We start from the raw sequence: 24,442 nt of genomic DNA, 5'->3' as shown, positions 1-24,442 counted from the left end.
TATGATTCATGAAACAGCAAAAATTCACCCGGCTGCAGTTATCGAAGGTGATGTAACGATTGGCGCAAACGTAACGGTTGGCCCTTTTACTTACATTGCTGGTAATGTAACCATTGGTGACGACACAGAAATCATGTCGCATGTTGTGATCAAAGGTCACACCACGATTGGCAAAGAAAACCGCATTTTCCCACACGCTGTGATTGGTGAAGAGAACCAAGACAAGAAGTACGGTGGCGAAGATACAACGGTTGTGATCGGCGATCGCAACGTGATTCGTGAAGCGGTTCAAATCCACCGTGGTACGGTTCAAGATAAAGCAACCACAGTGATCGGTAATGACAACCTGCTTTGTGTTAACGCTCACGTAGCGCACGACGTTATTGTTGGTAACCACACTCACATTGGTAACAATGCTATTTTAGGTGGTCACGTGACGGTTGGCGATTACGCTGGTGTTATGGCGCTTTCTGCGATTCACCCATTCTGTTCAATCGGTGCTTATGCTTACATTGGTGGCTGTTCTGCTGTTGTTCAAGACGTACTGCCATACGTACTTGCACAAGGTAACCACGCTGCACCATTCGGCCTTAACCTTGTAGGTCTGAAGCGTAACGGGTTCGAGAAACCAGAGATTCGTGCACTGCAAAAAGCGTACAAAGAGCTTTACCGCTCTGGCAAAACACTTGAAGAAGCGAAAGCAGCTTTAGTTGAAATGGCGAAAGAGTTTGCTTCGGTAACTCCTATGCTAGAGATGCTAGAGAACTCTGAGCGCGGTATTATTCGTTAATACCAAGTGTGATTGATATAAAAAAGATCGCTACTTTTAAGGCGATCTTTTTTGTTTTAGGCGAGAAGGGAGTTGGAAAACTATGGCACAGCAAGAAGCACAAACCAATAACTCAGGCTTTGTTTCCAACGAGCCACTGCGGGTAGGTATTGTTGTCGGAGAACTCTCTGGCGATACCCTTGGCGAAGGTTTTATTAAAGCGATTAAAGCTCAATATCCGAATGCAGAATTTGTTGGTATTGGCGGGCCAAAAATGAAAGCGCTAGGCTGTGAATCTTTGTTTGAGATGGAAGAGCTTGCCGTGATGGGCTTAGTTGAAGTACTTGGTCGCTTGCCTCGTCTGCTAAAAGTAAAAGCAGAGCTGGTTAAATATTTCATTCAGAACCCACCAGATGTGTTCGTAGGCATAGATGCCCCTGATTTTAATTTGAGATTAGAGCTAGACCTTAAGAACGCAGGTATAAAAACGGTTCATTACGTTAGCCCTTCAGTATGGGCATGGCGTCCAAAACGTATTTTTAAGATCGATAAAGCAACCGACCTAGTACTGGCGTTCCTACCATTTGAAAAAGCGTTCTACGATAAATATAACGTTGCCTGTGAGTTTGTGGGCCATACACTGGCAGATGCCATTCCACTCGAGCCAAATCAAGCGGAAGCACGAGAGCTGCTTGGCCTAGAGCAAGACAAGCAGTGGTTAGCGGTTCTACCGGGCAGTCGTGGTGGCGAAATGAAGCTTATCGCGCAACCGTTCATTGAAACCTGTAAACGTATCAAACAAAAGTACCCAGACATCGGTTTCGTGGTGGCAGCTGTTAATGAAACTCGCAAGCAACAGTTTACTGAGATTTGGAAGGCGACAGCACCAGAGTTAGATTTTGTCATTGTGCAGGATACAGCTCGTAACGTGATCACTGCAGCGGACTCTGTACTATTGGCATCTGGCACGGTCGCTCTTGAGTGCATGCTGCTTAAGCGTCCAATGGTTGTAGGCTACAAAGTGAATAAATTGACTGGCTACATTGTGAAGAAGCTGGCTATCACCGAGTTTGTGTCACTGCCGAATATTCTGGCGGGGGAAGAGATCGTGAAAGAGCATATTCTTGAAGAGTGCCACCCGGACTTCTTGTTCCCATCTGTCGACAAAATGCTATCTGCAGATAACAGTGCGCTGCTTGAACGCTTTACTGAAATGCATCACTGGATCCGTAAAGATGCTGACAAACAAGCCGCCAACGCGGTGCTGAAATTGATCGGTCGAGAGTTTGTTGAATCATAACGTGCTAGTTTCAAAGGCACGAGCTTAAAAGTTACAAAGAGAATTGTCATGGCAGTAAAAGAGAAAAAAGAGCTTCCACCTTTCGAATACCCTCAAGGCTACCAGCTATTTGCTGGCGTCGATGAAGTAGGGCGTGGGCCATTGGTTGGCGATGTAGTGACAGCTGCAGTTATCCTAGACCCGAATAATCCCATTGAAGGCTTGAACGACTCAAAGAAACTGTCTGAGAAAAAGCGCCTTGCTCTGCTTCCTGAAATCAAAGAGAAAGCACTGGCGTGGTCTGTTGGTCGTTGTTCCCCACAAGAAATTGATGAGTTGAACATCCTGCAAGCGACTATGGTTGCGATGCAGCGAGCGATTGCAGGTTTGAGCGTTCAGCCTGATATGGCTTTGATTGATGGCAACCGTGTACCTGAATTGCCAATGGCCGGTATTGCAGTGGTTAAAGGTGACTTGCGCGTCGCTGAAATTAGTGCAGCATCTATTATCGCTAAAGTAGTTCGTGACCAAGAGATGGAAGAGCTTGATAAGCTTCATCCGGAGTTTGGTTTTGCTAAACACAAAGGTTACCCGACTAAGGCGCATTTCGAGGCAATTGAAAAGCACGGTGTTACCGAGCACTACCGTAAGAGCTTTAAGCCAGTAAAACGTATTTTAGGCATTGATTAAGTGCTACACAGATAAGCGTTCATCTTCGAATAAATTTGCTTACTTGCTGCAGAAAAAAATAGAATACACTCAGTTGTAATCCTAGGCCCTAGCCTAGAACTCAGGAAAAATAATGTCAGATCCAAAATTTGTTCACCTACGCGTACACAGTGACTTTTCTATGGTGGATGGCCTGTCTAAGGTGCCACCATTAGTTAAGAAAGTCGCTGAAATGGGTATGCCCGCCCTAGCACTTACCGATTTCACTAACCTGTGTGGTTTGGTGAAATTTTACGGTACTGCCCATGGGTGTGGGGTTAAGCCAATTATTGGTGCTGATTTCCTCATGCAATCTCCAGAATTTGGAGATGAACTGACGAAACTGACGGTGTTGGCGTCTGATAACAAAGGTTATAACAACCTTACCTTGCTGATTTCAAAAGCTTACTTGCGTGGTCACGTGCAACATCAGCCGGTGATCGACAAAGAGTGGTTAATCGAAAACGCTGAAGGATTGATCATCTTATCCGGCGCTAAAGAAGGTGAGATCGGTAAGGCATTGCTGAAAGGTAACCGTGATCTCGTCGCGAGCAGTGTCGAGTTTTACAAGACTCACTTCCCCGATCGCTTTTATTTAGAGTTGATTCGTACAGGGCGTGCCGATGAAGAGTCTTATCTGCACTTTGCACTAGAACTTGCTGAGCAACAAGACTTACCGGTTGTAGCAACCAACGAAGTGGTGTTCTTAACTGAAGACTTGTTTGATGCCCATGAAATCCGTGTAGCGATCCATGATGGTTACACCATGGTCGATCCGCGTCGTCCAAAAAACTACAGCGCGCAACAGTATCTTCGTAGCGAAGAAGAGATGTGTGAACTGTTCTCCGATATCCCAGAAGCGCTTGAAAACAGCGTTGAGATTGCTAAGCGTTGTAACGTCACTGTTCGTCTTGGTGAGTACTTCCTCCCGAACTTCCCAACCGAAGGTTTAGCGATTGAAGACTTCTTGATTAAAAAATCAGAAGAAGGCCTTGAGCGTCGTTTAGCATTCCTTTTTCCTGATGAAAAAGAGCGAGCGGAGCGCCGCCCAGAATATGACGAGCGCCTAAAGGTTGAACTGGAAGTTGTTAACAACATGGGTTTCCCCGGCTACTTCTTGATCGTAATGGAGTTCATCCAGTGGTCTAAAGATAACGATGTGCCAGTAGGCCCAGGTCGTGGTTCGGGTGCTGGTTCATTGGTGGCGTACGCGTTGGATATCACCGATCTTGATCCACTTGAATACGATCTACTGTTCGAACGCTTCTTGAACCCAGAACGTGTCTCGATGCCCGATTTTGATATCGACTTCTGTATGGATAAGCGTGACCAAGTAATTGATCACGTTGCCGAAATGTATGGTCGTGATGCGGTATCTCAGATCATCACCTTTGGTACCATGGCAGCAAAAGCGGTAATTCGTGACGTAGGCCGTGTACTTGGCCACCCATTTGGCTTCGTGGACCGTATTTCTAAGCTTGTACCGCCAGATCCGGGGATGACACTAGAGAAAGCCTTCCTTGCTGAACCTGCATTACCAGAGCTTTACGATGGCGATGAGGAAGTTCGTGAACTGATCGATAAGTGTCGTATCCTTGAAGGTTGTACGCGAAACGCCGGTAAACACGCAGGTGGTGTTGTAATCTCACCAACTACGATCACGGACTTCGCACCTATCTATGCCGATGCTGAAGGTAATTTCCCAGTAACGCAATTCGATAAGAATGACGTTGAAACCGCTGGTTTGGTTAAGTTTGACTTCTTGGGTCTACGTACTCTGACCATCATCGATTGGGCGTTGGGCCTAGTGAACCCACGTTTAAAGAAGGAAGGCAAAGAGCCGGTTCGTATTGAATCGATCCCTCTGGATGACCAAGCGTCGTTCAACCTATTACAAAACTCTGAAACCACTGCGGTATTCCAGCTGGAATCACGTGGTATGAAAGACCTGATCAAACGTCTTCAGCCTGACTGTTTTGAAGATATCATCGCATTGGTAGCCTTGTTCCGTCCTGGCCCGCTGCAATCAGGCATGGTTGATAACTTTATCGACCGTAAGCACGGTCGAGAAGCGGTCTCTTACCCAGATGAAACATGGCAACATGAATCGCTAAAAGATACGCTAGAGCCGACTTACGGCATCATCCTGTACCAAGAACAGGTAATGCAGATCGCACAGATCCTCGCGGGTTACACGCTGGGTGGCGCGGATATGCTGCGTCGTGCGATGGGTAAGAAAAAGCCAGAAGAGATGGCTAAACAGCGTGGTACCTTCAAAGAAGGTGCGGAAGCCAACGGTGTTGATGGCGAACTTGCCATGAAGATCTTTGACTTGGTAGAAAAGTTTGCGGGTTACGGTTTTAACAAATCGCACTCAGCCGCTTACGCTCTGGTTTCTTACCAAACACTTTGGCTGAAAACACACTACCCAGCAGAGTTTATGGCCGCGGTAATGACGGCGGATATGGATAACACCGAGAAGGTTATCGGCCTTGTTGATGAATGTTTCCGCATGAAGCTAAAACTGCTGCCACCTGATATTAACTCGGGCCTCTACCGATTCAATGTTGATGACGATGGTGCGATTGTTTATGGCATCGGTGCGATCAAAGGGGTAGGTGAAGGACCGATTGAAGCGATCATTGAGGCGCGAAACAAGGGCGGTTACTTTAAAGATTTATTCGATTTCTGTGCGCGTATTGATTTAAAGAAAGTTAACAAGCGTGTTATCGAAAAGTTGATTCTATCGGGTGCGTTAGATAGATTAGGCCCTCACCGTGCAGCGATGATGGCTTCATTGGCTGATGCGGTTAAAGCGGCAAGCCAATATCACCATGCCGAGTCCTTTGGGCAATCGGATATGTTTGGTGTATTGACGGATGCACCGGAAGAAGTGGAGCACAAGTACACCCAAGTACCGAGATGGCCTGAAAAGGTTTGGCTTGAAGGTGAACGTGAAACGCTAGGTTTATACCTGACGGGCCACCCGGTTAACGCGTACATCAAAGAGTTAGCGAAATACACTAGCTGCCGTTTGAAAGACGCGACGCCAACACGCCGTGATCAATCATTAACGATTGCCGGCCTGGTGATTGCGGCACGGGTGATGACTACCAAGCGCGGTACTCGAATTGGTTTGATGACCATTGACGATCGATCTGGGCGTATGGAAGTGATGTTGTTCTCAGATGCGCTCGATCGTTACGCAGAATTGCTCGAAAAAGACAAAATTGTGGTCGTTTCTGGACAGGTCAGCTTTGATGACTTCAACGGTGGGCTTAAAATGTCCGCGCGCGAGGTCATGGACTTAGGAAGCGCCCGTGAAAAATATGCTCGTGGGGTATCGATATCTATCGATGAATCCCAAATTAATGGTCAATTTTTTGAACGATTTAGTCAAATCTTAGAACCTTATAGAGCCGGAACGGTCCCAGTCAATGTATACTACCAGCGTGCCGACGCTAGAGCGCGGTTAACATTGGGCACAGAATGGCGCGTGACGCCAAGTGATACATTACTAGACGAATTAAAACAGCTGCTTGGAAATAGCCAAGTAGAACTCGAATTTAACTAAAATTTAGCTTCGCAAATGCGGAGCTGAATCAACAAGGATTCATAGATGAGCCTGAACTTTCTAGAATTTGAAAAGCCTATCGCTGAACTTGAAGCAAAAATCGAAGCGCTACGTGACGTTTCGCGTCACGGTGGTGACACAGCGGTAGATCTAGACAAAGAAATCGAACAACTAGAGAAAAAAAGCTTAGAGCTTAAACAGAAAATCTTTAGCGACTTAGGTGCATGGCAGGTTGCTCAACTTGCTCGTCACCCACAACGTCCTTACACAAAAGATTACCTGGAGCATGCATTCACAGAATTTGAAGAGATGGCGGGCGATCGCGCTTACGCTGATGACAAAGCAATTGTGGGTGGTATGGCTCGTCTAAATGGCCGTCCTGTTATGGTTATTGGTCACCAGAAAGGTCGCGAAACTAAAGAGAAAGTGATTCGTAACTTTGGTATGCCAAAGCCAGAGGGTTACCGTAAGGCACTTCGCCTAATGGAAACCGCTGAGCGTTTCAACATGCCTATCATTACTTTCATCGATACGGCTGGTGCATACCCAGGTGTAGGCGCTGAAGAACGTGGCCAATCTGAAGCTATCGCTAAAAACCTTAAGGTTATGGCAGGTCTTTCTGTTCCTGTTATCTGTAACGTTGTGGGTGAAGGCGGTTCTGGTGGTGCACTAGCGATTGGTGTTGGTGACTACGTGAACATGCTTCAGTACTCTACGTACTCAGTAATCTCTCCAGAAGGTTGTGCTTCAATCCTATGGCGCGATTCAGATAAAGCACCACAAGCTGCTGAAGCGATGGGCCTAATTGCTCCTCGTCTTAAAGAGCTTGAGCTTATCGATGAGATTATCCCTGAGCCGCTAGGTGGCGCACACCGTGATCCAGTGCAAACCGCTCAGAACATGAAAGACATGCTAGTGAAACAGCTAGAAGAGCTAGAGCAGTTTGATAACGAAACGCTTCTTGAGCGTCGTTACCAGCGTCTAATGAGCTACGGTTACTGCTGATAAGCTGCCTTATTCGAAGGCGGACTTTATGTAACAAGATGATGAAAGGGTTGGACTCAGTGCCAACCCTTTTTTATTATTTAAATATTATCTTTCAAACACCTTCTTGGTTCATTAAGCCTCATGACTCACTTAATCGAAACGTTTACCTCTGTATTTGACCAAAGCGCAATCAAGCCTCACCGGCTGGTGGTTGCCTTTAGTGGTGGGGTTGATTCACGTGTGTTGTTGGAGTTGGCTGCGCAATACACCAAAACTCATGAAATCGATTGTCTGGCGATCCATGTTCATCATGGCTTAAGTGAGAATGCCGATCATTGGGCAGAGCAATGCCAAGCGTGGTGCGATGCTTTGTCTATTCCATTAGCTATTGAGCGAGTAACGTTGGATGTTAACAATGGTGAAAGCATAGAAAAGCTCGCCCGAGATGCACGTTACCAAGCTTTTGAAAAACATATCAGGCAAGGGGATGTACTTGTTACTGGTCAACACATCGATGATCAGGTTGAGACTTTCCTGTTAGCGTTAAAGCGTGGTAGTGGTCCGAAAGGGCTGTCTTCCATGGCGAAAGTGATGCCATTTTCAGATGCTCATATTGTGCGTCCTATGTTATCGGTGACTCGGACGGAGATTGAAGCATCTGCTCACGATTTGGGGTTAACTTGGGTTGAAGATGAAAGTAATCAGGACGTGCGTTTCGACCGTAACTTTATTCGCCACCAAGTGACTCCGGTGCTAACTGAGCGTTGGTCTAGTTTTCGAGAATCGGTCAGTCGCAGCGCCCAGCTCTGTGCCGAGCAAGAGATGTTGCTCGATGAGTTGTTAGCTTCTCACTTACAGCAAGCCCTCGGTGGTGACCATAGCTTGAGCATTGAGGTTTTATCTGAGCAATCGGCTTTACTAAGAGCGCGCTTGTTGAGAATGTGGTTAGGTTATTGCCAGCAAGCGATGCCGAGCCAAAAGCAACTTCAGCTTATCTGGGATGAAGTGGCGTGTGCTCAGGCGGATGCCAACCCTAAATTGGTGTTAAACGGTGTTGAAGTGAGGCGTTTTAACCATAAGCTTTACTTGGTACAAGAGTCTAAAGACGTATCGCTCTGGCAAGGTGATATTACTGTTGGTGAACCCTTGGCTTTGCCTGATGGCTTAGGAGAAGTCAGCTTAACTGCGGGCAGCTCTGAGTGTAAACCTAACAGCTACTCGCAAGCATTTAACTTACCGAACAATAACACGACATTACGGGTGACTTTTAATCCTGAAGGATTATCAGCGCATCCTGTTGGACGGGGCCATAGTCGAAAGCTCAAAAAACTCTTTCAAGAGTACCAAGTACCCAGTTGGTTACGACGCAGAACGCCAATATTAATGGATGGCGAGCGAGTGATCGCTGTTTTAGGCTTATTCGTAGATAAAAACTACGAAGGTCAAGATTGTGAAGCGCTTTGGAGCAAGTAGAAAAAGTTTGTGTCACAATTCACCGTCACTTTAATAAAAATAATTAATGGAATATGCAATGAAGAAAATTACACTAGGATTAGTTCTTGGACTTGGACTATTGAGTGGTAACGCTCTGGCAGGTGATGTTGCTGCAGGACAAGCAAAAGCAGCAATCTGTGCAGCATGTCACGGTGCTGACGGTATCGCAGTGATCCCGGGTTACCCAAACCTTAAAGGTCAAAATGAGCAATATATTGCTTCATCAATTAACGCATATAAGAACGGCCAGCGCACCGGCGGTTTGGCTGCTGTAATGCAAGCTCAAGCTTCAATGCTGAATGATGAAGATATTGCTAATCTAGCTGCTTACTACGCAAGCCTTAAATAAAACCCTCTTAAAGCGCTGATTAAACAAGATGATAAATTTCGAGCCAGAGCCTCAAAGCTCTGGCTTTTTTCATTGAATGTTTACTATAGCTATCCGATAATGAGCCATTCGCACAGTTTAAGGGATGAACATGAAAAAGATTGAAGCCATTATCAAGCCATTCAAACTTGATGATGTACGTGAAGCGCTTGCAGAAGTAGGCATTACGGGTATGACAGTATCTGAAGTTAAAGGTTTCGGACGCCAAAAAGGTCATACTGAGCTATACCGCGGCGCAGAATACATGGTCGACTTTTTGCCTAAAGTTAAGTTAGAGATTGTTGTTACTGACGACGTCGCTGACCAGTGCGTTGATACCATTATTGAGACGGCTCAAACTGGTAAAATTGGCGATGGTAAGATCTTCATTACTGACGTTGAACGTGTGGTACGTATTCGTACTGGCGAAGAAGACGAAGACGCCGTATAAAAAAACTATTACCCTAAAAGGAGCGTTTATCGCTCCTTTTTCATTTCTGGTAGGGTGTTGTATGTTCAAGAAAACCATCATAGTTATCACGCTGTTGATAACACTTGCCGTTGTAAGTTTTCACTTTATTTTTGTTATCCCGAATAAACCAAATCTAATCACGTCTTCTCCAAATACCAGCAATGACATCTACAGTTGCTACCAAAACTCTGAACCTAAAGCGCTGGATGTGTCTGACGGCTTAAGTCTCACCGTGTGGAATATTTATAAGCAAAACCGTAGTCACTGGCAGACGGAACTCAATAAGCTGACAGCGGGAAGCGATTTAGTACTGCTACAAGAAGCGAGCATGACGGATGGACTTCGTCAGTGGGTAACGAGTGGTCAATGGGGAAGTACTCGAGTAAATGCGTTTGAGGCATTTGAAAAAAGTGCTGGTGTGCTCAACCTCGCGACTCATTTGCCTATCGAGGCTTGTGCTTATACTCATGAAGAGCCTTGGCTGCAGTTGCCTAAGTCTGCTCTGTGGTCCCGTTACAAGTTGAGTAATGGTGAAGAGTTGGCGGTGATCAACATCCACGCCGTAAACTTTACCTTTGGTACGGAAGATTATGAAGCTCAGCTTAAGAGTTTGACTAACAACCTACAAAAGTACCGTGGACCAGTTATTTTTGCTGGTGACTTTAACAGCTGGAGTGAGGCTCGCTTTACCGTATTAAAAGAAGCATTGGAAAAGGTAGGTTTGGCTGAGGTCGCTTTTAACCCTGATAATCGCACTCAGTTCATTACGGGGCTAGTGCTAGACCATGTGTTTTATCGTGGGCTAGAGGTAGAAAAAGCAAAAGCGCCCATAACGGACGCTTCTGATCATAATCCAATGTTAGTCACCTTTAAGGCTAAATAGCGTAAAGATAAGACTCAGTAACGGTTATCTACGAAACTAAAATGTAGATAGCCCAGATTAGGTAATAGCCAATCCACGGCAAGCCTGAAATTACCAGTGCTTGTCCACGCTCAAACTCTGTCCACGTTAATACAGCAGCGTAACCAAGTACGATGTACCAAGGCAGTAGCAGTGGTAAAGAGCTAGCAAATTGTGACCAATCATTAGTAAGCGGTAACTTGATTAAGCCGTTTAGGCTGTTTAAGTCAGCAGCGTAGTTCATCACATGACCGTGCTTTAGGATTAGGCTTGCGTAGCTCGCAATATCACCTAAAACTGCTGGGAAGATGATAACCGATGCCGCTGCAAACCATCGCCAAAAGCTATGCTGATGTTGACTAGGTTTGGTTGCAAGGTTAAACCAAAATGCCAACAGAACGATAGTGAGCGTGCGGCTAAACACATCGCTGATGATTTCACTGGCGAGTAGGGTATTACTATCAAGTAACGCCAACTGGTCTGGGTTTGTTTGAGCTAATTGTTTAGATAGCTCTGCACTTAACCAAGCAAAATCTACGTTCGAAAAATAAGCACCCCAAAATAAAAATGGGCTGAGCATTAATACGACGTAGGGTTGCCATCCCCAAGCACTTCGCTGATAAAGCGCTAAGAAACAAGCTGTTGGTGAACGGAATATATCCAACAGCATGACGAGTGGGTTACTTGACGGGTTCATACACTTACCTTAGTTACATCAACATACAGCTTCAGTTTTTGTCCTGGCTGTAAGTATTTCTTGTTCTGCAAAGTGTTCCATTTTACAACATCTGAACTTTTTACCTTGAACTTTGATGCAATACCGCTGACTGTGTCACCTGATCTTACGCTATAGAAGATAGTACGGATGATGGCACCGTCAGAACCGTTCTTCCAAATGACCAACTCTTGACCAACTCGTAACGTGTCGCGTGGGCCCATACCGTTCCACTTCGCTAGTGACTGGTGAGATACCTTATTGGCACGCGCAATGGTCCATAAGCTGTCACCACTTTTTACTTTGTGGGTTAGCTTATATTGACCGCGACTCTTTGACTGTGTGCTTGCTAGGCGGTTAGAAGCGCTGAGTGCGTAAGTCTTATCATCTTTAGTCGAAGTAGGGATCAGTAGGTGTTGACCAATACGAATATTGTTGTTGGTTAAACCGTTCGCTGAGCGAATCACTTTGCTGGTGGTGTTGTATTTGTTTGCCAGTACGCTGATGCTGTCGCCTGATTGAACCTTGTAACGTACTAGCTTCATGCCTTTGCCTTTGTTGGCCGTGACTTCTTTGTTGAATTTTTCAACTGAGTCTAGGGGAAGCAGTAATTGTTGGTGTTTTTCTGGTGCCGTTGCCCACTGGTTATAGGCAGGGTTATAGCCTTGCAGTTCTTTTACTGGAATGCCTGCGTAGTTAGCTGCGATTGCTAAATCCAGTTGCTCTCCTGGATTTACTAGAGTCAGTACTGGCTTGTTTGGAATTGCTGGGATATCAATACCGTACTTCTCTTGGTTGGCAATCACGTCTGCCAATGCGAGCAGTTTAGGTACGTAGCTGCTGGTCTCTTTTGGCAGGTCCAGTGAGAAGAAGTCGATTGGTTTGCCAAGCTTCTTGTTCTTACGGATAGCACTGTTTACACGACCACCGCCACTATTGTATGCAGCGATTGCGTGTTGCCAGTTACCATCAAAACGTTTGTTAAGATCGGTTAAGAAGTCTAATGCCGCATCGGTAGAGGCAGCAACGTCACGGCGACCATCGTACCAAAAGTTCTGCTCTAGTCCGTAGGCTTCGCCAGTGCCAGAAATGAACTGCCATAGGCCAGCAGCGCTGCCGTGAGAATAAGCGAATGCATCAAACGAGCTTTCAACAACCGGCAACAGTGCCAGTTCTAAAGGCAGGTCTCTTTCTTCAATTTTGGTGGTGATCAAGTAGAGGAAAGGTTCTGCTCGCTTGGAGACGGTTTTTAGATGACTAGGGTGTTTTAGATACCATGTTCGGTAGTAGTCGACCTTCTTTTGGTCTGGTACTTCCATTTCAAGTTGCATCGCAATGCGTTTCCAAACATCTTCTTGTGTTTGTGGAGTAACGACAGGTGCTTCAACTTTTGGTTCTTCTTTGGTCGCTTCAGGTGAAACGTTCGCTTGAGAAACTTTTGTAGGAGATGTGTTGGTTTGCTCGGAAGCTTGGTCTGGATTCTCTGACTGAGTTAATTGGCAACCAGATAGTAGTAATACCAAAGCCCAGCTGTACTTAACTCGCATGTTACAGCCTTTTTAATAAACGGCCGATGATAATACTTGCCACTCCCTATAAGTGACAAGTCTGTATTTGTTAAAATTCGTTCTTCCACGCACGTAAAGCGGTAAATACCGACAAAGGATCGGTCTGTTCAGTGCGATTAGATACTGATTTCACTACACTTGGTTCGGTGTAACGCAAGAAAGGGTTCACAAACTTCTCTTGTCTCAAATTTGTGGGGATGGTCGACTTATTTTGTGCGCGAAGTCGGTTCACTTGGTCGCGATATTGCTGCAAATGTTGGTTATCTGGCTCAACTGCAAGCGCGAAAGCGATATTGGCTGCTGTGTACTCATGTGCACAATAGACCTCGGTTTCTTGAGGAAGCGCCGTAATCTTATTTAACGCATCAAACATCTGTTGCGGAGTGCCTTCCATGATACGACCACAGCCCGCAGAGAACAGTACATCGCCACAAAATAGCTTTGCATCACCAACGTAACCGATATGGCCCGCCGTGTGCCCACTAAGCCCAAGCACTAAGAATACTTCGCCGAATAGCTCCAGTTGGTCTCCATCATCCACTGGGTGTGTCAATGTTGGGATAGGCTCATTCTTAGGGCCTACAACATCAACACCTGGAAATTGTCTAACTAACTCTGGAACGCCACCAATGTGATCGTGGTGGTGGTGCGTAATCAAGATTGCATCTAAAGTTAGCTCATGGTGTGCTAAGTACTCTAATACTGGAGCTGCATCGCCGGGGTCGACGACAGCACAACGGCGATCGCTATTTTCAATCAGCCAGATGTAATTGTCGTTAAATGCAGGTATGCTTTTGATATGTAACATTATTGGTTCTCCAGTCACTTTCAGTGCGACAGAATAAGTGAGACAGATTATTGATGAAGCCAGCACGTAGCAGAAAGAAGTTTGAGCGTCCTTACACTTGGGCACAATTGCACAATGGGGACTGGTTGAGAGAATCAATTCAAACTCGACTCGATGAGTGGTGCCCAAAGTTATTTGGTTACCATATGCTCAAGCTCGGCGGTCTCAGCAGTGAGATTTCTAGCTGCACATGCAACATTCAACATCAAGTAAACCTAGATATCCAGAACCCATTACATAATGTGATAGCGGATGGCTATAATTTGCCCTTTTTGGAGAAAAGTTTTGATGTTGTGGTACTGAGTCATCAATTAGATTATAGCAATGACCCACATCGGTTATTAAGAGAAGTCGACCGAGTGATGATGGACGATGGCTACATTATCATCACTGGCTTTAACCCATTCAGTGTCACAGGGCTTGCCAGTTTAATGCCTTGGCGTAAGAACAGTTTACCGTGGAGTGGGCGAATGTATACACCAAGTCGTGTAAAAGACTGGTTGGGCGTTCTGAACTATGAAGTGATTCATTGTGATACTTATGCATTGTTCCCGATGAGTAAGTATCAAGCGATGTGGACCTGGCTTGAAAATGCTTTGGGAGGTTGCGCCTCATTTGCTGGAAGCCAATACTTTATTGTCGCTCGCAAGCGCACCTATCCATTGAAACCGATTAAGCCACACTGGCACCTTAAACGACGCTTCTCTCCGGTCGGTGCAAGCTTTAGAACAGATACTCGCTGTACGTTGCATTCCATTCGTGCGCTGCGCCCGCTAAAAACAGAAAAAGCCGACTCGTAGTCGGCTTTTTGCTATTGAATACCCGTATTAACTCGCAACGCTAGCTTGGCTGATAGCCCGTGTCTTCTTGGGTTGGGTTTTCGGCAGCGGTACGCGCCAGCTCATCACACATTTCATTTTCTCGGTGACCTGCGTGTCCTTTCACCCAGCGCCAATCGACAGTGTGGCGTGCTGTCTCTTTATCGAGTTTTTGCCAAAGATCAGCGTTTTTTACCGGTTTTTTGTCCGCGGTTTTCCAGTCACGCTTTTTCCAGTTATGTATCCACTGAGTGATGCCTTGACGAACGTACTGGCTATCGGTAGTGAGAATCACAGAACACGGCTCTTTTAGGGTTTGCAGTGCAACAACAGCAGCGAGCATTTCCATGCGGTTGTTGGTCGTTAGGGTGTAGCCTTGCGCGAGCGTCTTCTCTACTTTCTTGTAGCGAAGTACGATGCCGTAGCCGCCAGGCCCTGGATTGCCTAAACAAGAACCATCAGTGAAAATTTCAACTTGTTTCGTCATGATTTGATACTATTACCTCAAGCACATTATCGGCATAGTCTGACACAGTTATCCTTATGAATACCAGTAGCACTCCAGAACAAACCGCGAACGAAAAAAACAGTTCGAATGAAAACAAGCGCATCGTCGTACTCGATACCGAAACAACCGGTATGAATACCGAAGGTGGTCCTCACTACATGGGTCACCGCATCGTTGAGATCGGTGCCGTAGAGATCATCAACCGTAAGTTAACTGGGCGCCACTTCCACGTTTACATCAAGCCAGATCGTGCGATTCAAGAAGAGGCGATTGGCGTTCACGGTATTACTGATGAATTCTTGGTTGATAAGCCGGAATATCAAGACATCCACAAAGAGTTTCTCGACTTCATCAAAGGCGCTGAGCTGGTGGCTCACAACGCGCCCTTCGATACCGGCTTCATGGACTACGAGTTTGAGAAACTGGACCCTACTATCGGTAAGACAGACGATTACTGTAAAGTTACCGATACCCTGGACATGGCGAAAAAGATATTCCCGGGTAAAAGAAACAACCTAGATATCTTATGTGAACGTTATGGCATCGATAACTCGCACCGTACCCTTCACGGCGCTTTGCTCGATGCGGAGATCCTAGCCGACGTCTACTTATTGATGACGGGTGGACAAACGTCACTGCAATTTAATGCTGGTCAGCAAGAAGGCGGCGTAGAAAGTATCCGAAGAGTAGAAAGTGGTCGAAAATCCCTAAAGGTTTTACGAGCAACGGCCGATGAAGTAGAAGCGCATCAAAGTCGTTTAGATCTCGTCGAGAAAAGCGGAAGCTGCCTCTGGCGTCAGTAGGGAGAAAGTATGTTAAGGGTATTGGCCACCGGTTGTTTGCTGCTGTTAAGCTTTAGCTTGCACGCGGCAACAGAATCCGTAATGAGTTTATTGGACAACCGATTCCGAGTTGATCCCAGCATAGAACAAATTACCTTTATAATTTATCGAGCCGATAACTCTAAACCTGTCGTTTTGGTTCGTCCTGATGGCAAGAAATACTACTCTTGGCGTAATGCTGATAATGTCCGTTGGTATGAAGAATCCTCAATGGACATTGTCTCTATTGATAAGCCGATGCCGGGCCCATGGCAAGCGGTAGGGAAGGTCTCTCCTAAGAACAATATCAAGCTACTGTCTCATCTTGTTTTGGATGCGAATGAATTTCCAGACAAGCTGTACCAGACTGAGCGTATTAAATTCACTGCCCGTCTCACCTCTGATGGTAAGCCCTTGGTGCTACGTGATTTCCTTGATCGAGTGAAGCTCAAGGTGACGTTTACTAAATTTGTCGAAAACGAAGAATCTTTAGTGAGAGAAGCGCGCCCAGTCCCAGTTGTGATGGGTGAATTTGCTGACGATGGCGTTGATCTTGATGAAAAAGCAGGGGACGGCGTCTTCACTGTATCTTTACCTATCGATATAGAGCCGGGCAAATACCGCGCGCGCATCACTTCCGGCAATGGCGTGTTTTTACGAGCGCAAGAACAAGAAGTTTTGGTTTATCCGACACCTATCACCACCACCTTTATCCAGTCTCGCAAAGATGGCCTACCTCATACTATCGTGGTCTCTGGCGAGCAGGGAATGATAGAGCCGAGTTCGTTAGCGGTGCACGTTGAGCATACAGCACCAGATGAATACGTGATGTATAAGCAAGGGCAAGCGGATGTCGATGCGATGAAGGTGCCTTTGGAGATCCCTTATAATGGTGAACTTGGGATTTATAACTGGTCTGGAATGGTTTATGCCACCGATGCTTCTAGCCAACGACCATTGACGTTCCCTATTTCCGAGCACTCTTACAGTGTGGTTCAAGATATTGATTTAGCGGAATCCCGCCGTCTGCAAGAAGAAGCGTTAGCCGAGCAAAAGCGTATCGCTACTGAGATGATGATACTCAAGAAGCGAGAAGAAGACAGACAACGCAGTATGATTATTATTGGGGTAGGTAACGTGGTTGCTATTCTATTGGGGCTACTGATTTGGTTTGTGGTTCGTAAAGTGACTGCCAAAAAGAGAGCTCAACCAGAGATGCAACTTAAGGCTCCTAAGTAACCATCTGCATGATTGAGTTATTTTGAGAGAGCTATTCAATCTCGCACTCGGAACATGTGACATGTTCATCATATCTAGAATAAAAAAACGGGACTCATAGGAGTCCCGTTTTGTTTTTATAGCTAAATCTAGGCTACGTTATCAATCGATTGGCCTGGATACTGGGGCTTTGCTGCTAGTTCCTCTGGCGAGAAGTCATCAACGTTGATGGTGTACAGTCGATGTTGCTCTGCACTTTCCAACAATGCTGCTTCTTGCTCAGTCAAAATGCCTTTCTCAAGACCTAATTGAGCGACCAAATCAAGTCGTAGGAAGGCGCGTTTTTGATGCGTCTCTTTGCAGACTTTGTCGAACAGCGGCTCAGCTTGAAGAATAACCTCAAGTGCTTTCTCAATCTTACCTACTGCGTTGTACTGAGTATCCGCTAAGTATTGACCACGGCCGATTCGTGAGCGTGTAGCACTCGGTGTTTGTAGGATGTGTGCGACTTGGCTATCCAGTTTGTCGTTTGGTGCACGACGGATACGGCCAAATGGCATCAACACAACACGTAGCAGGCGGCCAACTACAGGGTTAGGGAAGTTAGCTAAGAACTCATCAATTGCCACTTCAGTTTGACGCAAGCTGTCTTGCATACCCCAGTGTACTAGCGGTAGATCTTCTGCGTTGCTACCTTCGCTCTCAAAGCGTTTTAGTGTTGCAGAACCTAAGTAAAGTTGACTCAGGATATCACCTAGACGAGCAGATAGGCGCTCTCTGCGTTTTAGTGAGCCGCCTAGTACTGCCATTGAGATGTCAGACAGTAGCGCTAGGTTAGCACTGTAACGGTTCAGTTGTTGGTAATAGCGTTTTGTCTGCTTATCTGTGCTATTTGCTGGTGTTGGTGTGTCCGAACCTCGGCCATCAGTTAAACCAAACCACAAACTACGAACTAGGTTACTTAGCGTAAAGCTAACATGGCCCGCTAATGCTGAGTCAAACTTATCAAGAGCATCGCTGCTTTCAGAGTAAGCCGCTTCCATTTCATTAAGTACGTAAGGGTGACAACGAATTGCACCTTGACCATAGATGATCATCGAACGAGTCAGAATATTTGCACCCTCAACGGTAATCGCAATTGGAGAGCCTTGGTAGCCACGAGCTAGGAAGTTCGATGGACCTAAGCAAATACCTTTACCACCTACGATGTCCATTGCATCGATGATGCTGCGTTGACCACGGTGCGTACAGTGATACTTAACGATTGCAGAGATAACCGAAGGCTTTTCACCAAGGTCAATACCAGCAACGGTCAGGTTACTTGCTGCATCCATGACATAAGCATTACCACCGAGGCGTGCTAGTGGCTCTTCAACCCCTTCCATGCGACCAATTGGTTGTTTGAATTGGCGACGGATACGAGCGTAAGCGCCCGTTGCAAGTGCCGCTGTTTTGATACCACCCGTTGAGTTTGATGGCAGGGTGATACCACGGCCAACTGACAGACATTCAACTAGCATTCTCCAACCTTGGCCTGCCATTTTCTGACCACCAATAATGAAATCAATAGGAACGAAAATATCGTTACCTTGAGTTGGACCATTTTGGAAAGGAACGTTAAGCGGGAAGTGGCGGTTACCAATCTCCACACCTTTCAAATCGGTTGGGATAAGGGCACATGTGATGCCAAGGTCTTGTTGGTCACCCAGTAAGCCGTCTGGGTCACGCAGTTTAAAGGCCAAGCCAAGTACGGTCGCAACTGGTGCGAGAGTGATGTAGCGCTTGTTCCAAGTTAGGCGCATCCCTAGAACTTCTTCACCTTGCCATTCGCCTTTACATACCACACCGTAGTCTGGGATAGAGCCAGCATCAGAGCCTGCCTCTGGGCTAGTTAGGGCAAAACAAGGGATCTCTTTACCTTCTGCCAAGCGTGGAAGGTAGTGGTTTCTTTGTTCTTCTGTACCGTAGTGTTGCAACAGCTCACCTGGGCCTAACGAGTTAGGTACACCAACCGTTGATGACAGCACGCTGGAAACGCCCGTTAGTTTCTGTAGAACGAGAGATTGAGCGTAAGCTGAGAATTCTAAACCGCCGTATTTTTTCTTGATGATCATGGCGAAGAACTTATGATCTTTCAGGTATTGCCACACTTCTGGCGGTAAATCTGCAAGCTCATGGGTGACTTGGTAATCATTGACCATTTCACACACCGTGTTTACCGGGCCGTCTAGGAACGCTTGTTCTGCTTCAGACAGTTTTGGATCAGCGATGTTTTGTAGCTTTTTCCATTCAGGCTTGCCTTTAAATAACTCTGCTTCCCACCAAACGGTGCCGGCTTCCAGTGCTTCTTTTTCTGTCTGAGACATTGCCGGTAGTACTTTCTTAAATACAGAAAGCGCTTTTTGGCTGATGAGAGTTTGACGAATGGCTGGCACAGCAAAAATAGCAACCGCTAATAGGTAACAAAGCCAGCCAGTAACCGCTACGTCGCCGAATAGCGTTAAAGCTACCATCGTTCCAGTTAATGCGATTAATGCGCGTACCAAGCTAACTCTGTGGTAGAGACAGACACCTAAGATAGCTGTCATGCCGAGTAGGGAGAGCAATATGTTCATGATCGATTTCCTTTTCAGAGATCACTTATTGTTATTAAGTTTTAGGTAAGAGGTCTAACCAGTCAAGTGTAAACAAAATATTAAATATTTGTAAAACTCAAAGTTGGGTAAAAAGTGATCTGAGTAGAGTTAAAGTTCTAATTGTGAGAGGTTGGTGGTGATTATTTGGACGAATCGGCAATGACTGACTAATTAAGGTGGCAATCTTTGGGCTTAAGTGTCGACACTATTTCATGTTTGTGGGTAAACTCAGGTAAAAGAGGGAAAAAACCTCAGCTCTCATGTCGCGCACGTTAAGCTGCGTCATAAAAATAAGAGATAAGCCTTATGTACCAAGACCTAATCAAAAGTGAATTGAACGAAGCTGCTGACGTTCTTAACAAGTTTTTGAGCGATGACCATAACATTGCTCAAATTGAAGCGGCGGCAAAATTGATTGCTGACTCATTCAAACAAGAAGGTAAAGTACTTTCTTGTGGTAACGGTGGCTCACACTGTGATGCAATGCATTTCGCAGAAGAACTGACAGGCCGATACCGTGAAAACCGCCCAGGTTACGCAGGTATTGCAATTTCAGATCCTAGTCACTTATCTTGTGTAAGTAATGACTTCGGCTACGATCACGTATTTTCTCGTTATGTAGAAGCGGTAGGCCGTAAAGGCGATGTGTTGTTTGGTTTATCAACTTCAGGTAACTCAGGCAACATCCTAAAAGCCATTGAAGCAGCTCAAGCGAAAGGCATGAAAACCATCGCACTGACCGGTAAAGACGGCGGTAAAATGGCAGGCTGTGCGGATATCGAAATCCGAGTACCACACTTTGGTTACGCAGACCGCATCCAAGAGATTCACATTAAGATCATCCATATTGTGATTCAGCTTGTCGAAAAAGAGATGGAATAACAGTTTTACAGACATTTGGAGCCTAGGTTTGTGGCTCTGTTGGTTTCAATAGGGAGTAGATTAAACCATGTGTGAATTGCTCGGTATGAGCGCGAATGTGCCAACGGATATTTGTTTTAGTTTTACTGGTCTTATGCAACGTGGGGGCAACACTGGCCCACACCGCGATGGCTGGGGAATTACCTTCTATGAGGGTAAGGGTTTTCGTACTTTTAAAGATCCTAACCCTAGCTGTGAATCTAAGATCGCAGAGTTGGTTCAAAACTACCCCATTAAAAGCCAAGCTGTTGTCAGCCATATTCGTCAAGCCAACCGTGGTGGTGTGAATCTAGAAAATACCCACCCTTTTACTCGTGAACTCTGGGGAAGGTATTGGACCTTTGCTCATAATGGCCAGTTATCTGATTACGATGATCTTGTTAGTGGCCGCTTTAGACCTGTTGGCGAAACAGATAGCGAGCTTTCGTTCTGTTGGCTGCTGAAGCAACTTGAAGAGCGTTTTCCTGAGCCGCCACAAGATATGGAAGGGATGTTCCGCTTCGTTGCTGAGTGTTGCGATAAGCTGAGAGAGAAAGGCGTTTTCAATATGTTGCTGAGCGATGGTGAGTACGTAATGACATACTGTACTAACCATTTATATTGGATAACGAGACGTGCGCCTTTTGGTAATGCAAGCTTAATCGACGAAGATGTTGAGATTAACTTCCAAGAAGAAACCACACCGAATGATGTGGTGACGGTGGTGGCGACTCAACCGCTTACCGCCAACGAAGAGTGGTTTAGAATGAAGCCTGGTGAATACGCGCTGTTTCATTCCGGTGAACTGATTGGCAACAATCACAAAGAGTTGGAAGATGTTGCTTATGCGCCTAAAAAGGTCGCGAGCCAAGCGCCTACTGAACCATTGAGCTAAACGTCTCGTTACTTGATTCGATAAAAAAGGCCGTTAACTGCACTCGTCAGTTAACGGCCTTTTTGTATTCTTGGAATTACTCTTCTGCGTAACCGTGTTTACCTAGTACTTTTCCGTCTAACACCGCTTGTCCATTTATCATTGATAAACGGCCTTCTGCAAACCACTTACAAACCATCGGATAGATTGCGTGCTCTTGAGTGAGTACTCGCCCCGCTAGCAGGTCGGCATCATCGTCCTCAAACACAGGCACTTTGGCTTGTAAGATCACAGGACCACCATCTAGCTCTTCGGTAACAAAGTGCACACTAGTTCCATGTTCTTTGTCTTGAGCATCAATCGCTCGCTGGTGGGTATGTAAACCTGGGTATTTCGGTAATAGAGAAGGGTGGATATTGACCATTTTTCCTGCGTAGTGTCGAACAAATTCCGAACTCAAAATACGCATGTAGCCTGCCAGTACGATCAAGTCTGGTTGGTATGCATCGATTTGTATCATTAGTTCATGGTCAAACTCTTCACGAGAGCCGAAATCTTTTGGATTTACTGAGTGTGCATCGACACCAGCGGTCTTCGCTCGCTCTAAGCCAAAGGCCTCTGCCTTATTTGAGAAGACAGCTTTAACTGAAGCATCAATCATATTGCTATCGCAGGCATCTAAGATCGCCTGTAAGTTGCTTCCGCTTCCTGAAACTAACACAACGATGTTTTTCTGAGAGTGAGTGGTTTTCTGAGAGTGATTGTTTTTCATAAAGTGGGTCATACGATTGATTAACTGGAGTTTATACCAATCACAGTAAGTAAGTGCTCATAAATAGCGCAGGAAAAAGGCTTGAGAACAAGGCAGAGATTTTAGATAAGTAGTTATCCTACAATCAAAATTTCTAACGACGTGATCGAGCGTTTTAACAAGCTAGGATGACCAGTTACTTACTACGATTGGTATCTATATTACCTACATAAACTAAGGTTTTCTGCGGGCCAAATAGCAAAATGAGGACCATTAGGTCCTCATTGATTAACTAAGTAAGTGAACGTATCACTTATTTGATTTCAACTTGCTCTTCGCCTGCTTCAGCGTTTGCGATCTCACCGATAACCCAAGCGTTTTCGCCTTCAGCTTTCAGTAGTTCAACAGCAGCGTCTGCTTGGTCTTTAGGTAGAGCTACAACTAGGCCAACACCACAGTTGAAAGTGCGGTACATTTCAAATGTTTCCACGTTACCTTTCTCTTGTAGCCAGTTGAAGATAGCAGGCCATTCCCAGCTCTTACCATCAATCACAGCTTTAGTACCTTCAGGAAGTACGCGAGGGATGTTTTCCCAGAAACCACCACCAGTGATGTGCGAGATAGCATGAATGTCATGCTCAGCAATCATCTTAAGTGCTGATTTGATGTAAATCTTAGTTGGTTCTAGTAGGTGTTCACCGATAGTGCGACCTTCTAGCTCTTCACTCTTATCAGCACCAGAAACTTCTAGAACTTTACGAATTAGAGAATAACCGTTTGAGTGTGGACCACTTGAGCCAACAGCGATAAGTGCGTCGCCTGCAGCTACTTTAGTACCGTCGATGATGTCAGCTTTTTCTACAACGCCAACACAGAAGCCAGCAACATCGTAGTCGTCGCCTTCGTACATGCCCGGCATTTCAGCGGTTTCACCACCGATAAGTGCACAACCAGCTTGAACACAACCTTCAGCGATGCCAGAAACAACGTCTGCTGCTGTGTCTACATCTAGCTTACCTGTTGCGTAGTAGTCTAGGAAGAATAAAGGCTCACCACCTTGAACGATTAGGTCGTTCACACACATTGCCACTAGGTCGATACCAATGGTGTCGTGTTTTTTCAGATCCAAAGCAAGGCGAAGTTTAGTACCAACACCATCAGTACCTGAAACAAGTACTGGCTCTTTGTATTTCGTTGGAAGTTCACATAGGGCGCCAAAGCCACCAATACCGCCCATTACTTCAGGGCGACGAGTGCGTTTAACAGCACCTTTAATACGGTCTACTAGTGCATTACCTGCGTCGATATCAACACCAGCGTCTTTGTAGCTTAGAGAAGAAGTATTACCACTCACGGGATAGTCCTCGAACTTAAGTTGGATGTGAAAACGGCGCTATTCTAACAGGGCTTGAATATGAAGAGCAAACGTTTGCGCGGTTTTTTTTATTAGAATAAAGATTCTGAAATAACCTTAGAGTTCGTGTATAATCTACAGGTTTGTTTAAATATTGCCGGAGTTGGAAATGAAAGTTGTTGAAGTGAAACACCCGCTAGTAAAACATAAAATTGGCCTGATGCGTGAAGGTGAGATTAGCACTAAGCGTTTTCGTGAGCTAGCGACAGAAGTGGGTAGCCTTCTAACATACGAAGCGACATCAGACTTTGAAACTGAACGTGTAACTATTAATGGTTGGGACGGCCCAGTTGAAGTTGACCAAATTAAAGGTAAAAAAGTAACAGTAGTGCCAATCCTACGTGCTGGTCTAGGCATGATGGACGGTGTTCTTGAGCATATCCCAAGCGCACGTATCAGCGTTGTTGGTATCTACCGTGACGAAGAAACGCTTGAGCCAGTACCATACTTCAACAAGCTTGCATCTAACATCGATGAGCGTATCGCTCTAGTGGTAGACCCAATGCTTGCAACGGGTGGTTCTATGATCGCAACTATCGACCTAATGAAAGAGAAAGGTTGTAAGCACTTCAAGATTCTTGTGCTTGTAGCGGCTCCCGAAGGTATTGCAGCTCTAGAAAAAGCGCACCCAGATGTTGAACTTTACACTGCAGCAATCGATGAGAAGCTAAACGACAAGGGCTACATTGTTCCTGGTCTTGGCGATGCTGGTGATAAGATCTTCGGTACTAAGTAATTCGGTTTTTAGATTAAGTGGGTTCCGTTGTTTTAATTTACTGAATTCACTTCATTACCCGTATTAATAAAAAGGGAGAGCATTC

22 protein-coding genes are annotated in these 24,442 nt (G+C 45.6%); 15 read left to right on the top strand and 7 right to left on the bottom strand.

The genetic code is table 11. The features are described 5' to 3' along the window. Window position 1 precedes the first annotated feature (1 nt). The 9 genes from lpxA (at window position 2) to F0232_RS18385 (ending at window position 10,533) form a co-directional block, all read left to right on the top strand. Entirely contained in the window at window positions 2-790 is a 789-nt protein-coding gene (gene lpxA / locus F0232_RS18425) for an acyl-ACP--UDP-N-acetylglucosamine O-acyltransferase (RefSeq protein ID WP_061032609.1), read from the top strand. Between the two features lie 82 nt (window positions 791-872). After that, a complete protein-coding gene (lpxB, locus tag F0232_RS18420; RefSeq protein WP_105057487.1) occupies window positions 873-2,069 on the top strand; it encodes a lipid-A-disaccharide synthase in 1,197 nt (398 codons plus the stop codon). Window positions 2,070-2,117: 48 nt separating this feature from the next. Next, window positions 2,118-2,738, top strand: a complete 621-nt coding sequence (rnhB, locus tag F0232_RS18415) for a ribonuclease HII (RefSeq protein ID WP_008224012.1) — start codon at window positions 2,118-2,120, stop codon at window positions 2,736-2,738. Between the two features lie 112 nt (window positions 2,739-2,850). Next, window positions 2,851-6,330: a DNA polymerase III subunit alpha gene (gene dnaE, locus F0232_RS18410; protein WP_105057486.1), complete on the top strand. Its 3,480-nt coding sequence runs from the start codon at window positions 2,851-2,853 to the stop codon at window positions 6,328-6,330. Window positions 6,331-6,375: 45 nt separating this feature from the next. Then, window positions 6,376-7,335: an acetyl-CoA carboxylase carboxyl transferase subunit alpha gene (accA, locus tag F0232_RS18405; RefSeq protein WP_008224015.1), complete on the top strand. Its 960-nt coding sequence runs from the start codon at window positions 6,376-6,378 to the stop codon at window positions 7,333-7,335. A gap of 123 nt (window positions 7,336-7,458) precedes the next feature. Further along, window positions 7,459-8,790 (top strand): tRNA lysidine(34) synthetase TilS, encoded by a 1,332-nt coding sequence (tilS, locus tag F0232_RS18400; protein ID WP_105057485.1) that lies wholly within the window; start codon window positions 7,459-7,461, stop codon window positions 8,788-8,790. Between the two features lie 58 nt (window positions 8,791-8,848). Next, window positions 8,849-9,160 carry a cytochrome c gene (locus F0232_RS18395; RefSeq protein WP_061032613.1) on the top strand — a complete coding sequence of 104 codons (312 nt, stop codon included), beginning with the start codon at window positions 8,849-8,851 and terminating at the stop codon, window positions 9,158-9,160. 130 nt (window positions 9,161-9,290) lie between these two features. Continuing rightward, window positions 9,291-9,629 (top strand): nitrogen regulatory protein P-II, encoded by a 339-nt coding sequence (gene glnB / locus F0232_RS18390; RefSeq protein WP_008224020.1) that lies wholly within the window; start codon window positions 9,291-9,293, stop codon window positions 9,627-9,629. A 61-nt stretch (window positions 9,630-9,690) separates the two neighbouring features. Next, on the top strand, window positions 9,691-10,533 hold the full coding sequence (locus F0232_RS18385) for an endonuclease/exonuclease/phosphatase family protein (protein WP_008224022.1): 843 nt from the start codon (window positions 9,691-9,693) through the stop codon (window positions 10,531-10,533). 28 nt (window positions 10,534-10,561) lie between these two features. Here the strand turns inward: F0232_RS18385 and F0232_RS18380 are convergent, their stop codons facing one another. From F0232_RS18380 to gloB, 3 genes are all read right to left on the bottom strand, one after another. Further along, window positions 10,562-11,248 carry a YIP1 family protein gene (locus F0232_RS18380; protein WP_105057484.1) on the bottom strand — a complete coding sequence of 229 codons (687 nt, stop codon included), beginning with the start codon at window positions 11,246-11,248 and terminating at the stop codon, window positions 10,562-10,564. After that, window positions 11,245-12,813: a LysM peptidoglycan-binding domain-containing protein gene (locus F0232_RS18375; protein ID WP_105057483.1), complete on the bottom strand. Its 1,569-nt coding sequence runs from the start codon at window positions 12,811-12,813 to the stop codon at window positions 11,245-11,247. The genes F0232_RS18380 and F0232_RS18375 overlap by 4 nt, the downstream gene beginning before the upstream one ends. Before the next feature lie 70 nt (window positions 12,814-12,883). Next, a complete protein-coding gene (gloB, locus tag F0232_RS18370; RefSeq protein WP_061032617.1) occupies window positions 12,884-13,642 on the bottom strand; it encodes a hydroxyacylglutathione hydrolase in 759 nt (252 codons plus the stop codon). 53 nt (window positions 13,643-13,695) lie between these two features. On the opposite strand from gloB, the gene F0232_RS18365 reads away from it, so the two are divergent. Beyond that, a complete protein-coding gene (locus tag F0232_RS18365; protein WP_008222934.1) occupies window positions 13,696-14,481 on the top strand; it encodes a class I SAM-dependent methyltransferase in 786 nt (261 codons plus the stop codon). 40 nt (window positions 14,482-14,521) lie between these two features. Here the strand turns inward: F0232_RS18365 and rnhA are convergent, their stop codons facing one another. Further along, complete coding sequence (rnhA, locus tag F0232_RS18360; protein WP_008222935.1) at window positions 14,522-14,986, bottom strand: ribonuclease HI; 465 nt, start codon at window positions 14,984-14,986, stop codon at window positions 14,522-14,524. Window positions 14,987-15,042: 56 nt separating this feature from the next. Between rnhA and dnaQ the strand changes: the two genes are divergently transcribed. Together dnaQ and F0232_RS18350 are read left to right on the top strand one after the other, a co-directional pair. Continuing rightward, complete coding sequence (gene dnaQ, locus F0232_RS18355; RefSeq protein ID WP_004738617.1) at window positions 15,043-15,810, top strand: DNA polymerase III subunit epsilon; 768 nt, start codon at window positions 15,043-15,045, stop codon at window positions 15,808-15,810. A 9-nt stretch (window positions 15,811-15,819) separates the two neighbouring features. After that, the gene (locus F0232_RS18350; RefSeq protein ID WP_061032620.1) at window positions 15,820-17,067 is read left to right on the top strand and encodes a TIGR03503 family protein; all 1,248 of its coding nucleotides are present in this window, start codon (window positions 15,820-15,822) and stop codon (window positions 17,065-17,067) included. Window positions 17,068-17,195: 128 nt separating this feature from the next. On the opposite strand, the gene fadE is transcribed toward F0232_RS18350, so the two are convergent. Then, window positions 17,196-19,661 carry an acyl-CoA dehydrogenase FadE gene (gene fadE, locus F0232_RS18345; protein ID WP_061032621.1) on the bottom strand — a complete coding sequence of 822 codons (2,466 nt, stop codon included), beginning with the start codon at window positions 19,659-19,661 and terminating at the stop codon, window positions 17,196-17,198. A 327-nt stretch (window positions 19,662-19,988) separates the two neighbouring features. Between fadE and lpcA the strand changes: the two genes are divergently transcribed. Continuing rightward, window positions 19,989-20,564 carry a D-sedoheptulose 7-phosphate isomerase gene (lpcA, locus tag F0232_RS18340; RefSeq protein WP_008222941.1) on the top strand — a complete coding sequence of 192 codons (576 nt, stop codon included), beginning with the start codon at window positions 19,989-19,991 and terminating at the stop codon, window positions 20,562-20,564. Between the two features lie 67 nt (window positions 20,565-20,631). Further along, window positions 20,632-21,477, top strand: coding sequence for a class II glutamine amidotransferase (locus F0232_RS18335; RefSeq protein ID WP_008222942.1), 846 nt, complete (start codon window positions 20,632-20,634; stop codon window positions 21,475-21,477). A gap of 76 nt (window positions 21,478-21,553) precedes the next feature. Here F0232_RS18335 and purN read toward each other — a convergent pair whose 3' ends face one another. Further along, window positions 21,554-22,228 carry a phosphoribosylglycinamide formyltransferase gene (purN, locus tag F0232_RS18330; protein ID WP_105057481.1) on the bottom strand — a complete coding sequence of 225 codons (675 nt, stop codon included), beginning with the start codon at window positions 22,226-22,228 and terminating at the stop codon, window positions 21,554-21,556. Window positions 22,229-22,520: 292 nt separating this feature from the next. Next, a complete protein-coding gene (purM, locus tag F0232_RS18325) occupies window positions 22,521-23,561 on the bottom strand; it encodes a phosphoribosylformylglycinamidine cyclo-ligase (RefSeq protein ID WP_008222945.1) in 1,041 nt (346 codons plus the stop codon). Window positions 23,562-23,730: 169 nt separating this feature from the next. Between purM and upp the strand changes: the two genes are divergently transcribed. Continuing rightward, a complete protein-coding gene (gene upp / locus F0232_RS18320) occupies window positions 23,731-24,357 on the top strand; it encodes a uracil phosphoribosyltransferase (RefSeq protein ID WP_004738627.1) in 627 nt (208 codons plus the stop codon). The last annotated feature ends 85 nt before the right edge of the window (window positions 24,358-24,442 follow it).

This window comes from Vibrio sp. T3Y01 (assembly GCF_013114525.1).
In the GTDB taxonomy this organism is placed as follows: Bacteria; Pseudomonadota; Gammaproteobacteria; order Enterobacterales; family Vibrionaceae; genus Vibrio; species Vibrio chagasii_B.
The sequence above is the reverse complement of the archived record's forward strand: the minus strand, read 5'-3'. Positions and strand labels throughout refer to the sequence as shown.

Excerpts from the sequence above, each read along its gene's own strand:
- lpxA (WP_061032609.1), top strand. The coding sequence starts at position 2 with ATGATTCATGAAACAGCAAAAATTCACCCGGCTGCAGTTATCGAAGGT.
- lpxB (WP_105057487.1), top strand. The coding sequence starts at position 873 with ATGGCACAGCAAGAAGCACAAACCAATAACTCAGGCTTTGTTTCCAAC.
- rnhB (WP_008224012.1), top strand. The coding sequence starts at position 2,118 with ATGGCAGTAAAAGAGAAAAAAGAGCTTCCACCTTTCGAATACCCTCAA.
- dnaE (WP_105057486.1), top strand. The coding sequence starts at position 2,851 with ATGTCAGATCCAAAATTTGTTCACCTACGCGTACACAGTGACTTTTCT.
- accA (WP_008224015.1), top strand. The coding sequence starts at position 6,376 with ATGAGCCTGAACTTTCTAGAATTTGAAAAGCCTATCGCTGAACTTGAA.
- tilS (WP_105057485.1), top strand. The coding sequence starts at position 7,459 with ATGACTCACTTAATCGAAACGTTTACCTCTGTATTTGACCAAAGCGCA.
- F0232_RS18395 (WP_061032613.1), top strand. The coding sequence starts at position 8,849 with ATGAAGAAAATTACACTAGGATTAGTTCTTGGACTTGGACTATTGAGT.
- glnB (WP_008224020.1), top strand. The coding sequence starts at position 9,291 with ATGAAAAAGATTGAAGCCATTATCAAGCCATTCAAACTTGATGATGTA.
- F0232_RS18385 (WP_008224022.1), top strand. The coding sequence starts at position 9,691 with ATGTTCAAGAAAACCATCATAGTTATCACGCTGTTGATAACACTTGCC.
- F0232_RS18380 (WP_105057484.1), bottom strand. The coding sequence starts at position 11,248 with ATGAACCCGTCAAGTAACCCACTCGTCATGCTGTTGGATATATTCCGT.
- F0232_RS18375 (WP_105057483.1), bottom strand. The coding sequence starts at position 12,813 with ATGCGAGTTAAGTACAGCTGGGCTTTGGTATTACTACTATCTGGTTGC.
- gloB (WP_061032617.1), bottom strand. The coding sequence starts at position 13,642 with ATGTTACATATCAAAAGCATACCTGCATTTAACGACAATTACATCTGG.
- F0232_RS18365 (WP_008222934.1), top strand. The coding sequence starts at position 13,696 with ATGAAGCCAGCACGTAGCAGAAAGAAGTTTGAGCGTCCTTACACTTGG.
- rnhA (WP_008222935.1), bottom strand. The coding sequence starts at position 14,986 with ATGACGAAACAAGTTGAAATTTTCACTGATGGTTCTTGTTTAGGCAAT.
- dnaQ (WP_004738617.1), top strand. The coding sequence starts at position 15,043 with ATGAATACCAGTAGCACTCCAGAACAAACCGCGAACGAAAAAAACAGT.
- F0232_RS18350 (WP_061032620.1), top strand. The coding sequence starts at position 15,820 with ATGTTAAGGGTATTGGCCACCGGTTGTTTGCTGCTGTTAAGCTTTAGC.
- fadE (WP_061032621.1), bottom strand. The coding sequence starts at position 19,661 with ATGAACATATTGCTCTCCCTACTCGGCATGACAGCTATCTTAGGTGTC.
- lpcA (WP_008222941.1), top strand. The coding sequence starts at position 19,989 with ATGTACCAAGACCTAATCAAAAGTGAATTGAACGAAGCTGCTGACGTT.
- F0232_RS18335 (WP_008222942.1), top strand. The coding sequence starts at position 20,632 with ATGTGTGAATTGCTCGGTATGAGCGCGAATGTGCCAACGGATATTTGT.
- purN (WP_105057481.1), bottom strand. The coding sequence starts at position 22,228 with ATGAAAAACAATCACTCTCAGAAAACCACTCACTCTCAGAAAAACATC.
- upp (WP_004738627.1), top strand. The coding sequence starts at position 23,731 with ATGAAAGTTGTTGAAGTGAAACACCCGCTAGTAAAACATAAAATTGGC.